Source organism: Lactobacillus sp. M0393 (assembly GCF_016102025.1).
In the GTDB taxonomy this organism is placed as follows: Bacteria; Bacillota; Bacilli; order Lactobacillales; family Lactobacillaceae; genus Lactobacillus; species Lactobacillus melliventris.
This window is the reverse complement of the sequence record NZ_JACFPK010000004.1, coordinates 111405-123258: the sequence shown is the minus strand read 5'-3', so window position 1 is coordinate 123258 and position 11854 is coordinate 111405. Positions and strand designations below refer to the sequence as shown.

General features: G+C 36.4%; 12 protein-coding genes, 1 tRNA gene and 1 other annotated feature. Of the genes, 11 read left to right on the top strand and 2 right to left on the bottom strand.

Translation table 11 applies throughout. The annotated features are described in order from the left end of the window. Window positions 1-7 precede the first annotated feature (7 nt). On the top strand, window positions 8-1633 hold the full coding sequence (locus H3R29_RS04250; RefSeq protein ID WP_198202135.1) for an amidohydrolase: 1626 nt from the start codon (window positions 8-10) through the stop codon (window positions 1631-1633). 67 nt (window positions 1634-1700) lie between these two features. Here H3R29_RS04250 and H3R29_RS04245 read toward each other — a convergent pair whose 3' ends face one another. Beyond that, entirely contained in the window at window positions 1701-2738 is a 1038-nt protein-coding gene (locus H3R29_RS04245; RefSeq protein WP_198202136.1) for a PTS transporter subunit IIC, read from the bottom strand. A gap of 513 nt (window positions 2739-3251) precedes the next feature. Between H3R29_RS04245 and H3R29_RS04240 the strand changes: the two genes are divergently transcribed. Beyond that, on the top strand, window positions 3252-3737 hold the full coding sequence (locus tag H3R29_RS04240; RefSeq protein WP_052724654.1) for a hypothetical protein: 486 nt from the start codon (window positions 3252-3254) through the stop codon (window positions 3735-3737). A gap of 80 nt (window positions 3738-3817) precedes the next feature. Here the strand turns inward: H3R29_RS04240 and H3R29_RS04235 are convergent. Further along, window positions 3818-3891: transfer RNA gene (locus H3R29_RS04235), tRNA-Arg, on the bottom strand. A gap of 201 nt (window positions 3892-4092) precedes the next feature. Between H3R29_RS04235 and H3R29_RS04230 the strand changes: the two genes are divergently transcribed. The 9 genes from H3R29_RS04230 (at window position 4093) to nusB (ending at window position 11814) form a co-directional block, all read left to right on the top strand. Further along, on the top strand, window positions 4093-5856 hold the full coding sequence (locus tag H3R29_RS04230) for a DUF2207 domain-containing protein (protein WP_198202137.1): 1764 nt from the start codon (window positions 4093-4095) through the stop codon (window positions 5854-5856). A gap of 87 nt (window positions 5857-5943) precedes the next feature. After that, the gene (locus H3R29_RS04225; protein WP_046325233.1) at window positions 5944-7263 is read left to right on the top strand and encodes a DUF2325 domain-containing protein; all 1320 of its coding nucleotides are present in this window, start codon (window positions 5944-5946) and stop codon (window positions 7261-7263) included. Between the two features lie 173 nt (window positions 7264-7436). Next, a complete protein-coding gene (locus tag H3R29_RS04220; protein ID WP_110446243.1) occupies window positions 7437-8276 on the top strand; it encodes a YitT family protein in 840 nt (279 codons plus the stop codon). An 87-nt stretch (window positions 8277-8363) separates the two neighbouring features. Further along, window positions 8364-8438: a sequence feature (ribosomal protein L21 leader region), on the top strand. Window positions 8439-8451: 13 nt separating this feature from the next. Beyond that, window positions 8452-8766, top strand: coding sequence for a 50S ribosomal protein L21 (gene rplU, locus H3R29_RS04215; RefSeq protein WP_046332289.1), 315 nt, complete (start codon window positions 8452-8454; stop codon window positions 8764-8766). Window positions 8767-8779: 13 nt separating this feature from the next. Next, a complete protein-coding gene (gene rpmA, locus H3R29_RS04210) occupies window positions 8780-9073 on the top strand; it encodes a 50S ribosomal protein L27 (protein ID WP_038523172.1) in 294 nt (97 codons plus the stop codon). 143 nt (window positions 9074-9216) lie between these two features. Then, on the top strand, window positions 9217-10326 hold the full coding sequence (locus H3R29_RS04205) for a Xaa-Pro peptidase family protein (RefSeq protein ID WP_110446242.1): 1110 nt from the start codon (window positions 9217-9219) through the stop codon (window positions 10324-10326). A gap of 72 nt (window positions 10327-10398) precedes the next feature. Next, complete coding sequence (gene efp / locus H3R29_RS04200; protein ID WP_046325073.1) at window positions 10399-10968, top strand: elongation factor P; 570 nt, start codon at window positions 10399-10401, stop codon at window positions 10966-10968. A 17-nt stretch (window positions 10969-10985) separates the two neighbouring features. After that, window positions 10986-11444, top strand: coding sequence for an Asp23/Gls24 family envelope stress response protein (locus tag H3R29_RS04195; protein ID WP_046325072.1), 459 nt, complete (start codon window positions 10986-10988; stop codon window positions 11442-11444). Next, the gene (nusB, locus tag H3R29_RS04190; RefSeq protein ID WP_110446241.1) at window positions 11422-11814 is read left to right on the top strand and encodes a transcription antitermination factor NusB; all 393 of its coding nucleotides are present in this window, start codon (window positions 11422-11424) and stop codon (window positions 11812-11814) included. Before H3R29_RS04195 ends, nusB begins: the two co-directional genes overlap by 23 nt. The last annotated feature ends 40 nt before the right edge of the window (window positions 11815-11854 follow it).

Below are 11854 nucleotides of genomic sequence, written 5' to 3'. Positions count from 1 at the left end.
AGAAAAAATGGAAAAAGCAGATTTCGTTTTAAAAGGATCAGCTATTTTTACTGGTGCTGGTGATAAGCCAATATCTGGTTGCGTTTTAATCAAGGGAAATCGCATCTTGAAGATCGTGCCGTTAGATAGAATGACAGGTTATATTGATGAAAAAACCACCGTGATCAGTTGTGGTGATCATTTGATTATGCCCGGCTTTAACGATTCTCATATGCACATTTCGCTAGGTTCTGTTCAAAATGATCCGGACTTTTGCATTCAAATGATGAATTGTAAGAGTGAGGAAGAATGTGTACAAATGGTTAAATCATTTGCTGATTCGCATCCTGATAATCCTTGGATATATGGTACAGGTTGGTATGCAGAAGTTTGGGATAATCCTCATACTCCCTCAAAAGAGTCACTTGATGCCTTAAATTTAGATCGTCCAGTGTGTTTAAATTCATTTGATCTTCACTCAGTTTGGTGCAATTCCATAGCCTTGGACAAGATTGGCATTAAAAAAGATACGCCTAATCCCCAAGGTGGAATTTATGGTCATGACAAGCAAGGTGAACTAAATGGTATTCTATACGAACCACCAGCAACAAAGGCCATGATGGACGAGGTTTTAAATGTGCCGACACTGAAACAGTCTCTGCTGAAATGTTTGAAGCATTTTCGTGAATTAGGTATTACCTCAGTCGCTGATGTCTATCCTTCAGGACTAACAAACGACAATATCCCGGAAATATTTGATGAATTAGAGCAATCTGGAGAATTAACTACCAGAATTACATCATTTCCATCCTTAACAGATATTGCTGGTGCTAAAGAACTGAAGAGAAAGTACCATACTAATAAACATAGGGTTGCAGGTTTGAAACAAGTTCTTGACGGCGTGGTTGAAGCTCATACTGCCTTTTTGAGCAAAGAATATGATAATGATCCTGGAAAATTTGGTGATACTTCTTTAACTCAGGATGAGCTCAACAAATATGTTCTAGCAGCGCAAAAAGAAGGGTTCCCTGTCAAAATACATACTATTGGTGATCAGGCAAGTACGATGGCCCTAAATGCATATGAATATGCTAAAAGTAAAATTGGCAAGTTAACTTTGCACAATTCCTTAGAACATATTGATATGATTAGACAAGATGATATTGCCAGATTAAAGAGTCTAAACGTGATGTGTGCAGTTCAACCACAACATTGCATAGGAGACTATATGAGTGGAGGATATTTGCCTTGTATTGGTAAAGAGAGGTTGTCACACACGTGGCCATACCGTGAAATACTTGTTGCGGGAAGCCATTTGGCTTTTGGTTCAGACTTTCCAGCTGTATACTCTGTAAATCCAATTTGGACAATTTATGCGGCTGTAACGCGTTGTGAACCAAATGAAGGTAAGCCAGATGGAGGTTATTTCCCAGAACATGCAATTACTTTAACTGAAGCTTTGCAGGCTCATACCAAGTGGTCGGCCTATGCTGAATCTTTTGAAAATGAACTGGGAACTTTGGAACCCGGCAAATTGGCTGATGTCATCGTATTAGATAGAAATTTATTTGACATTGATCCGCAAGAAATTCGCTTTGCTAAAGTTAACCTAACATTTTCTGATGGCAAGCTGGTTTATAAGCGCGATAAGTAAATTAAAACTAAAAAACTGATAGTTACCGATCATGATTGATAACTATCAGTTTTTGTTTGTTTTGAAATTAATTGAAATCTAGTTCAAAGTCTTTACTTGTAAAAAGATGTACTTTGCTATTAAAGAGGTAGTTCATCAATATGCCCAATGCAATTGGCAAAAAGAAGAAAAGAATCGCGATTAAAAGAATATTGAACAAATTTGCGGACCGATTAGCCATTGCCGCTATGGGACCGATTAAACCAGAAAAACCAAAGCCCGCACTCATTGGTGTTCCCTGAATTTGAAAGACTGCTCCTAAACCACCCATGATACCGGCATTAATTAAAAGTGGAATAAGTAATTTAGGATTAGTCATTAAATTAGCCATTTGCATTTTAGGAGAACCCAAGAAGTGAGCAATTGATGTCCCGAAATTATTGGATTTCCATCCAAAAACTGCTAATGCAAAGGAAACGGCAGTAATACCGAGATTAGCAGAGCCAGAAGCAATACCGGAAATGCTGATTGCTGTGGCGATACCGACTGAAGAAATCGGAGAAACAATAAGTAGACCGAATACTATTCCCATCAGCATGCCCATAATAATTGGCTGCAAGTCTGTGAGTTTTTGGACTCCTAAACCGATTAAACTGGTGAGTTGACCAACAGGTATGCGCGTCAGACAGCCGATTCCACCTGCTATTAGTAAAACTAAAAGGGGAACCAGTAAAATCGTGTATGCCTTTAATTTTTTACCAAAAAACAATACTAGTCCGTAAGCAATCATAATCGTAATCGCGGTATTAATAACATCACCACTGCCTGTTACAGTGACTTTACCCTTATTCATCATGAAATTGCCAGCGCCTGCTGTTGCTGCTAAAGCGATAGATGACGTTTGGATAGGTGTCAATTTACCAGTCATGCCGACACATACTGCACTAATTGCTGGTAATAACGCCGAAGCAAAGGTAGTTAAGGCTAAGATAAAACTCAGTTGCGGCATACTGGGTAAAAGAGCTTTTACCAGCTGGTTAATTAAGGCTCCGGGAATTAAAGCTACAACTATACCAGTTGACAAGCCGTTTAGGGTATCTAGCGTAATCTTTTTCAAAGTATTCATTTTACTCTCCTAAATAAAAACTCACACAGATGACGACAACTGTGTGAGTCTTCAGAGAAGAAAGTACTTAAGTCTTTGAACACACAATTGTCATGAAGATTGAACTGTGTGTCTAAGACAATGACAAACCAGGCACTCAGATCAAATAGCTGAAGTACCAGAAATAATATTTAACTTGCGGTTGATTAATTTTTTTAATTGTCGTCATAATCTTTACCTCTCATAAATATTTAAGCAATATCATAACTTAATAATAAATAAAAAGCAAGGCCTAATTTAATTTAATTTGAAAACAGCTGATACAGCAGTTAATTAAACAATTTGAAATCATCCTGCTTAAGTAATACAAGTAAGCAAAATATTAAAATGCTGAACTGACGTGATCTTATCTTTTTAATATTATCCGCACTAAAAAGCCCAAAAAATTAAAAATAAATGCTTTGAATAACTCTTTAGTAACGACTAGAATATTCTCAAGTAAAATATAAATTTATTCTATTGTAAAAGAAAGAAGTGTTTATTATCACACTGTTTATTAACTGTATCAGTTTTTTGGGTGACTGGTTGCTATTCGCGTTTCCGCTTTATCAGGGATTAATGGAGCTTTATGACTATGAATGGTTTTTAAAAGAATTTAATCAGTCAAGCAAAGCACAGCCTAAAATTTCTCCTCTTTACTGGATTATACCTATTGTCAAAATATACCTTGAAAAAAGACGAGCAGTCAAAATTTTGGGCAGTATTATCAAAAATGAATCAGATTTACGGACAGCTATGAGTTTTATTGACAAAGCAACTGCCTGGTATTTTGTTTCTCTTGGTGGTTGGTTAAAGATGGTATCTTCTTTATATGAATTTATCGGAGAACTTCACGAAGACAGCATATTGCTGCTAGTTGGCGGAACTATAGTTTTAACATTTTTAGGTATTTTTTCAGGGTATTACCGCTTGAATCCGAAGAGACAAAGAGTGTTGATTTCAAAAATTAAGAAGAACTAGCAAACAAAAAGAACTATAACAATTCAGTTATAGTTCTTTTCTGTAAGAGTTCAAACAAGTGTTAACTATTTACAACTAAATGATCCGGGTGAGATTCGAACCCACGACCCACGGTTTAGAAGACCGTTGCTCTATCCAGCTGAGCTACCAGACCGTCAGTTTTGCGTATTCCTGCGCAAGAACAGTAACTATTATAGAAAAAAATTTAAGTAATTGCAACCAGAAATTGCGATTTTGTTTAATTAATTTTAAAGCAAGATTGATGTTGGCAAAGAAGAGATTATAAGATTAATATGTTAATTGTAGTTTGTAATCGGTATAATTAAAATAATTATTTTAAATGATTGGAAAAATTATGAAACATAAATTACTGAAATTTATCTGTCTCTTAGGCATGCTTCTAGTTAGCTTAAGCCCTGTACAAAAAGTAAAAGCCGATGTTGATTATGATATTGCTAAAAATATCACAAGTGCCAAAGTTAATCCTGATGGTTCTTTGTCAATGAAAAGGGCAATTACCTACCAATTCAATAGTCGAGCACATGGCGTTTATTACCGGCAAGCTTTAAATTCAAATCAAAAAATTGAAGACGTAAAAGTACAGGTAAAAAATGAAAATCAAAAGAGACAAACAATTAATAACTATGTTCTTAAAAAAATGAAGCGCGGATATCGCTTTAAAGTGTTTTATCCTATAAAAAATCACAGCCATTTTACTGTGACGTATTTTTATCGCATAACCAACGCCATTACTAATTATCGCGACATTGCTGAACTTAATTTTAAGATTATTGGTAATGGCTGGGATACTGACTTAGACTATGTCAAGGCCAGCGTTATTTTCGATAGACCAGTTAAAGGACTGAAAGCCTGGGCTCATGGGCCACTTGATGGCTACCTTAAAGTTAATCCGAAAAAAGGAAAAATTGTTATGATAGCTGAGAATCTTGCTGGCGACACCGGTATCGAAGTTCATACTATTTTCCCTGTGAGTATCACTGCCAAAAATAAAAATGTTAAAAACAAGAATCACCGCCAAGCAGTTATCAAGCAAGAGAAAGAATTAGCTCAAGCAACTATTAGAAATAGGCAGAAAAAAGAAAGAAGAAGTATTTGGTTAATAGCATTAGGTTTGATTGTCGGACTACTGGGAATTATTAAAGGCTTCAGGACAAAAGCAGCTGGTTTGAAGCCGCGCAAGAGTCGCGAATTGGCTCATAATTATGAAATACCTGATGTAGATCCAGTATTAGCGCAAATTTTGGATACTGCTAAAAAGCCCGATAATAAGGCCTTTACGGCATATTTAATTAGCTTAGCGGCTAAGAAAAAGATCAAGATCGCAGATTTTAAGGTTCATCGTAAAACTTATTACCAGATAACATTGCTAGACAAAGGTATTCTTGATAATGATATTTTAATCAAAACTCTATTCAATAGCGTTGGTGATGGTAACCAATTCACGACGCAAGAGTTGAAAAAGTACCATGGTAAAAAGCTTGGAAACTCTTTTGATACCTGGGCAACTAATTATTTTGACAGTAAAGAAAAACAAATATATTTACCTGATACGTTGACCAATAGTCGGGCTAAAGTTAGCGGTATTATTATTTTGACGATGGCAGTGAGCTTTGCGTCTGCGGTAATTGCATTAACAAGTTCTTTAAAATATCTTTTGATAATAGTTATAGGTGAAGCTTTAATTCTGCTATTGAGTCTTCTTGCTTTAGTTTATAGTAATAAAAAGATTGGCATATACTCTGAAAAAGGCAAAAATGAAACTGAAAAAATACGCGGTTTCAAGAAAATGCTAAGAGATATCGGCAAGTTTAAAATGAAAGATGTCGGTGATCTCATACTATGGGAAGATATTATGCCTTATGCCGTTTCTTTCGGTTTAGCAGACAAAGTCATGAAAGAAATGAAAATCGAATTCAGTGAGGAAGAGATTAAAAACAGTAATTACTTCTATTATGGTTTTATATCAAACACGGGAAAAGACAGTTTTTCTTCCAACTTTGATTCTTGTTTTAGTGACGGTATATCTTCTGGCTCTAGCAGTTTCTCCAGTGGTTCATCCGGCGGTTTTGGTGGAGGCTCTGGTGGAGGGGCTTTCTAGTTTAATTATTTGACTTAAAACCTGGCCTGAAGTTTGGCTTTTGTCTTTGCTATAATTAAGTAAATTTCTAAAAAGATAGGTAAAATGATGTTCGATTATCGCAATAATTTAAAAAGAATTCTTAATCAGACGGCGGGAGATGATAAGAGCTTAAAGAATGGGATAGCAGCAATTAAATTAATTTTGGGCATGACTGATGAGCAGACTGCAACAGTAACAGCTAAAAATAATATCGAAGTTGATCTAGAGCAACTTAATTTACTATTAACCAGCTTAGCCCGGTTAATTAAAAATCCTGGAGATATTGCCAGTAAGAACACAGCACTTTCGGCAATTCAAAAACTAACGCTTGCTCCAAATATTAATAAAAAATATCGCCAAAATTTAGTCAACCTAAAGCAAGCAATTAATCTGCTGCAAACGCCTAAGGATATGATTGATAAAAAAGTTTTCGAAGAAGCCCTTGAAATTCCCCAAAAGAGTAAGAGAGATTATCGGAAAGGAAAACGCTATACAGTAATTCGTTTGCTATCTGGCTGTGATTTGATTAATGATAGTAATAGAAGAGTGTATACGTTGAAAGAGTCTCAAATTCATTCTTTAAACTTAAAAAGTGGTGATATAGTAGAGGCCGTTCCTGAAGATAAGAATTCCCATTATGAAGCAACTATTTTACGCGTTGTTGGCTTTCGTGAATTGCCGTCTATGGAAGTTGATTCAATCTCAACGTTTAAATATGCGGTAGTGCAAGGACGCGCGGGTCATTTAGCTATTACTCGCAATGCTCAAGGAAAGAAATTACGTGTTAATGGTAAGGCGGTTCTTCTTCCTGTTGATTCGAGTAAGTATTGGGATGAAAACATTAGATTAGTTGATGGCTCAATTGTTGACTTAGCTTGGTATGATGGCGATGTTCGTTTGAAAAAAAATCCGGAAGAAGCAATTCAAATTCGCTGGATTTATGAGCTTGAGCAACCGCAGAAGCCTAATAGCGCTAAAAAGAAAAGAAGCACTACTGCAGAAAAAGATGAGAATTTAACTAAGCTGGCATTGGATTTACATTATCAACGAGTAGGCATTGCTATTGGCAATAACCAGAATGAGGCGATGTTGGAAGGAATAGTCAAAAGGTATAATGGCATACCTATCCCCATTGATGCTTTCCAGGGCAAGAAAAAAATCATGGAAAATCAGATCAAGGATCTGGATATTGTAATCCTGGTAACGGCATTTGCGGCTCATGACAGTACTTGGAATATCAGTGAATTTGCCAGTAAGTATCACATCAAATTTGCAGTTAGTTCAAGTAAAGGCTACCAAGCGTTTGAGCGAGCTTTATACCGTGCTGAAAAGGGTTTGCCAGCGTATGAAGGTAATCAAACAATCGATTATCAGGTTGCTGACTGATAGTCATAATGATTTTCTTTATAATTTCTTAATAATTTAAGAAATAAAGGTCAGCTTTGTGTTTTTGCTCATGCAATTTTACTGCAGGTTAAATAGGAAAGCCCATATTTCTTGCATGATTTGGCTTTTTTCCTGTACAATATTAAATAACAATTTTATGGAAGGAAGATGAGATGAAAACAAAAACGCAAAAGCATACCTGGCAATATTGGCTTTTTTTCTTAGCTGGTTTAGAAATAATTACAATATCAATAAATTTCTTTTATGCTCCTATTAATGTTGCTGCAGGTGGTTCTACAGGTATTTCAATATTGATTGATGCTGTTTGGGGAATTAACCGCTCTCTTTCGGTATTTGTGGTCAATGCTCTGATGCTTATTTTAGCTGCCGTTTTTTTAGGTAAAGAAACTTTAAAAAAGGTGGCTTTAGGCAGCCTTTTAGTACCTGTGTTAATGGCAATTACACCTAGTTTTAAATTAACTTCGAATAATATGCTCGCAGTTATCTACGGCGGAGTCTTAATGGGTGTTGGTGTTTCAATGCTATATCGCATTAACGCTTCGTCCGGTGGAACTACCATTCCGCCTTTGATTATAAAAAAGTATTTTTATATTGATCCCGCATTATCATTAATGGTTATTGATATGTCTGTCATTTTTTTGAATATCTTTGTTGATGGTACTGAAGCCTTTCTGCTGGCCGCTTTTTCTCAGGTAATTACTACAATGACTATGCGTTATACAGAAACTGGTTTTGATAAAAAATATCAGGTGCGCATTATGAGCAACAATAAGTTGGAAGAAATTCGTCAAATGTTGCAACAGGATTATGATGGGCTGACCGTTTACAATGTCGTAGGTGGTTATAGTGATCAGGATAAGCAACAGCTGGTGATTGTTGTTGATACTAACGAATATGGTCAGCTAGTTGCTAAAGCTCGTAAAATTGATAGCGAAGCATTTATCGTCACTGAAAACATTGCCAAAGTGCACGGTGGTAAATGGCAAATTTAAACTTAATTTAGCAGAGAAAGAAGACATTTTTTATTGCTAATTGAACTTGATAGTAGTATGATGTAGTAGTTGTATTTGTGGGTTCCTCCACATCTGCAACCGCACATTTTGAGGTAATAAGTCTTGGTTAGAGCACCTCAATTGGCGAGTCTAAGTAATTTTTGGAGGGTAGTAAATGTACGCAATTATTAAAACCGGTGGAAAGCAATATAAAGTTGCTGAAGGCGATAGTGTTTTTGTTGAAAAGCTTGATGCTGCAGAAGGTAAAGAAGTTACTTTTGATGAAGTAGTTCTTACTTCAGACGGCAAGGACGTTAAAGTTGGTACACCGTTAGTTAAAGGTGCTAAAGTTGTTGCTAAGGTTGAAAAGCAAGGTAAGGAAAAAAAGGTTGTAACCTTTAAGTACAAGCCTAAGAAGCACTCACATTCAAAATATGGTCACCGTCAACCTTATACTAAGGTTACAGTTGAGAAAATTGAATTAAACTAGAGGTGAAATAATAATGAATATTTTAAATCTTAAATTATTTGCCCACCACAAGGGTGGAGGTTCTACTGCCAACGGACGTAATTCAGCAGGTCGTCGTTTAGGCGCTAAGGCTGCTGATGGTCAAACTATTCACGCTGGCTCAATCATTTATCGTCAACGTGGCACAAAGATTCACCCTGGTAAAAATGTTGGCCAAGGTGGAGATGACACTCTGTTTGCTTTGGTAAATGGTGTAGTTAAATTTGAGCGGAAAGACAAGTACAGAAAACAAGTTTCTGTTATTCCGGTTGAAGAAGAAGCTAAGTAATTTAGTTTTTAAACCAAAAGACGAAAAGCATATGCTTCTCGTCTTTTTTCTGTTTTATTAAAAAAAGTAATGATGTGATGGTATTGTATATCCCTTTGGGGTTAAAATTGAGGTAAAAGTTTGATATACAGGAGAATACAAGCATGACTGAACAAAATGATTTATTAACATTAATCAACAGGCGCATACAGAAAGTAACCGAACTAATTAAAGAGCGTGATGCCGATGGCTTGCTGATTTTTAATCAAGCTAATTACCGTTATCTTACTAATTTTACCGGTGAAGAAGCACAATTAATTTTAACTGCTAAAGGGGAGCGGATATTACTGTCGGACTCACGCTTTAATGACCAGATTAAGGCTGAAGCTCCAGGCGAAATTGACGTGGTAATGAAAACGAAAGATCAAGACGTTGAAATTACTAATCAATTGCAAAAAGCTAACTTGCAAAAAGTTTTAATCGAAGGGGAGTTCGTTTCAGCGGTTGAATTTACGAAATTGCAAAAACTAAACCCGCAAGTTGATTTTGAGATTTGTCAAGAATTAGTCGAACAAGTTCGCAATATCAAAGACTCCCTTGAATTAGAAACATTACGTACAGCCATTAACATTTCGATGGATAGTTTCAATGAAATTTTGCCTTTAATTAAACCGGGAGCTGTTGAAAGGAAAATAGGAGCTAAATTAGATTACTATTTCAAAGTCAATGGCGGAGATGGACCGAGTTTTGATACCATTATTGCTTCAGGTGTACGTTCTGCCTGGGCTCACGGGGTTGCCAGTGACAAAATGATTGAAAATGGTGACATGGTTGTAATCGATTTTGGTGCATTTTATCATGGCTATGCGGCTGACATTACCAGGACTGTTGCGGTTGGCAAAGTTGACCAGGAAATGCATAAAATTTACAAAATCGTCCACGAAGCGCAAAGACGGGGCATTGAAGCTGCAGTTGCCGGCAACCACGGTTCTGATGTTGATCGAGCAGCCAGAAGCTATATTACTGAACAAGGATACGGCCAATATTTTGGCCACGGAATAGGTCATGGTATAGGACTTGAGATACATGAACTTTGTCAGCCGGCTCTGCCTTTTGGTAAACAAGAACTAATTAATAACATGGTTCATACAGTTGAACCAGGAATTTATTTGCCAAATAAGGGTGGTGTCAGGATCGAAGACGACATCTTAATCAACGATAACTGTCCTGAAACACTATCAACTTTACCTAAAGACGACTTAATTTCTTTGTAAAAGATAAATAATAATTATAGTAAAATCGCTTACTAATTGGTAAGATAATATTATGGAGATGAGGTACTCAATATGACAATGATTTCAGTTAATGAGTTTAAGAATGGTTTAACTATTAAGTATAATAATGACTTATGGCGAATTGTTGAATTTCAGCACGTTAAGCCAGGTAAAGGTAGCGCCTTTGTTCGTTCAAAGCTAAAGAGCTTGAACACTGGTGCAGTGCAGGAATACACTTTCCGCTCAACCGCTAAAGTTGAAACTGCAGAAATAGAGACCAAGGCTATGCAGTACTTGTATAATGATGGTTCAAGTTACGTCTTTATGGATACAACAACCTACGACCAGCTGGCAATTCCTAATGAACAAGTAACAGACGAAGCTAAATTCTTAAAGGAAAATATGAACGTAAGTGTAATTATGCATGATGGTAAAACATTAGGAATTCAATTACCGAACACTGTTGAATTGACGGTTACCAAAACAGAGCCTAATATTAAGGGAGATACCTCATCAGGTGGTGGTAAGCCCGCAACAATGGAAACGGGTCTTGTTGTTAACGTACCTTTCTTCATCAATGAAGGAGACGTTTTAGTAATTAATACGGTCGATGGTACATACGTATCTCGCGCAAATAAATAATTTTTCGAGGTAAAAAAATGGCAGATAGTTCAAAAATTGTCTTAGATGATAAAAATAACGGTGAAGAAATTGAAATTGATCCTAGTGTTCTTGAAGTTATTATGGGGATTGCTGCCGAAAAAGTGGATGGAGTTGCCGAAATGCACGGTAACGTCAAATCTGGAATCAATCGCGTTTTAGGTAGAGAAAACCATGGCAAAGGCGTCTCTGTTAACATTGATGACGAACACAATTTAACCGCCGATGTTTACGTTAGCATTGAGGCAGGAAAAAATGTGCCTCAAATAGCAACGAACTTGCAGAAGTCTTTGAAACAGCAGGTTTTACAGATGACAGATTTAACTCTTAGCGAAATTAACGTGCATGTTACCGGTCTAGAATTCCCAGATGAGGAAGAAGAGGATGGTAGTGGTACTTCACAACTGTTTTCTGACATAGATGAAAAGGGTAAAAATGAATCAACACGAAAGTCGTAGAGTCGCAATGCAGGCCGTTTATTTAGCAAACCAAGATCTTAAATATACGGCCAGTGAAGTTGAAGCCAAAACTGTTGCAATGCTTGATTTGAAAGAACTTCCTGCTTATTCTAAAGAAATAATTGAAGGAGTAATTGAAAAGCGGGATGAGTTAAAAGGTGAATTAGCCGGTTTTTTAAAGAAAAACTGGCGGATTAACCGTATTAACCAAATTTCGCTGGCCATCTTGGAAGTTGCTCTGTATGAAATAAAATACAGTAAAGAAATTGAGCCAAAAGCTGCAGTTAATGAAGCTTTGAACTTGTGTGATGAGTTTGCTGATCCCAAAGATAAACCATTTATTAATGGTATGTTAGCAAACTTTATCTAAAAATATCTTATAGTCGGCTTTATGCCGACTATTTTTTTAG